Annotated in this window: 1 protein-coding gene and 1 other annotated feature; the gene reads right to left on the bottom strand. The window is 58.0% G+C overall.

Annotated elements, in window-relative coordinates:
- Positions 1-39: 39 nt before the first annotated feature.
- Positions 40-1274 (bottom strand): IS3 family transposase gene (locus BSG08_RS19170; RefSeq protein ID WP_093039440.1). Its coding sequence is split into 2 segments (ribosomal slippage): positions 40-980 and positions 980-1274, totalling 1236 coding nucleotides; the frame shifts between segments, so codons are not numbered across the junction.
- Positions 871-987, bottom strand: a sequence feature (AL1L pseudoknot). It overlaps the preceding gene by 117 nt.
- Positions 1275-1326: the final 52 nt, after the last annotated feature.

Below are 1326 nucleotides of genomic sequence, written 5' to 3' on the forward strand. Positions count from 1 at the left end.
TGAATCGCTCCGGGTTTGTCGGAGACCTATAGCTTCATTTCACGCGACCATATCGAGCACGTCGCGCTGTGCATAGAAGTTCTCTTCGGCCTCTGCCGGCGGGATGTTTCCGATGGGTCCAAGCAGGCGGCGGTTGTTGAACCAGTCGACCCAGCCGAGGGTGGCCATTTCCAGTTCCTGCATGTTGCGCCACGGGCCTTGGCGGTGAACCAGTTCGGTTTTGTAGAGACCGTTAATGGTTTCCGCGAGAGCGTTATCATAACTGTCACCGACACTGCCCACCGATGGTTCGATGCCCGCTTCGGCCAAACGCTCGGTGTATCGAATGGACAAATATTGCCCGCCGCGATCCGAGTGATGAACCAATCCGCCCTTCTGGACCGGCCGTCGATCATGCAGGGCCTGTTCTAAGGCATCGAGAACAAAGTCTGTCTTGGCAGACCGCGAGACCCGCCATCCGACAATGCGATCAGCGAATGTGTCGATGACGAAGGCCACATAAACAAAGCCTTGCCATGTGGACACGTAGGTAAAGTCACTGACCCACAGCATGTTCGGCGCAGGCGCCCGGAACTGACGGTTCACCTTGTCGCGCGGACAGGGTGCTGACGTGTCCGGAACCGTTGTTTTGACCACCTTACCGCGCACAGCGCCACGGATGCCGATCTGTTTCATCAAACGCGCGATCGTGCAGCGGGCCACATCAAAGCGCTCACGCTTCATCTGGTGCCACGCTTTGCGAACCCCGTAGACCTGATAGTTTTCATCCCAGACCCTTTTGATCTCTGGTCGCAGCTCTGCATCCCGTTGGTGTCGGGCTGACGCCTTAGAAGGATCGGCACGACACGCCAGGCGGTGATAAAATGTCGACGGCGCGATCGGCAGGACCCTGCAGATCGACTCGACGCCGTAAACAACGCGCTGATCTTCTATGAAGGCGATCATCGCTTCAGTGGGCGGTCGAGTTCCGCCTGCGCAAAATAAGCTGACGCCTTGCGGAGAATTTCATTCGCCTGCCGCAGCTCCCGGACCTCACGTTCCAGGGCCTTGATCCGGTCCCGTTCCTCAGTGGTCACGCCATCGCGCATGCCGCTGTCTTTCTCAGCCTGCTTGACCCATTCGCGCAGGGTCTGGGGAATACAGCCAATCTTGGGTGCAATGGCCGCGATCGCGCCCGCCTGCGTTTCGTATGAGCCCTGATGCTCGAACACCATCCGGACCGCTCGTGCGCGGACCTCGGGCGAGTAGCGATTTGCCATTTTGCTTTTCGTCATAACCATCATCCTTACTTAAGTTGATGGTCTCCGACAAACCCGGAGCGATTCA

Origin of the sequence: Roseovarius azorensis (assembly GCF_900109455.1) — a bacterium.
In the GTDB taxonomy this organism is placed as follows: domain Bacteria; phylum Pseudomonadota; class Alphaproteobacteria; order Rhodobacterales; family Rhodobacteraceae; genus Roseovarius; species Roseovarius azorensis.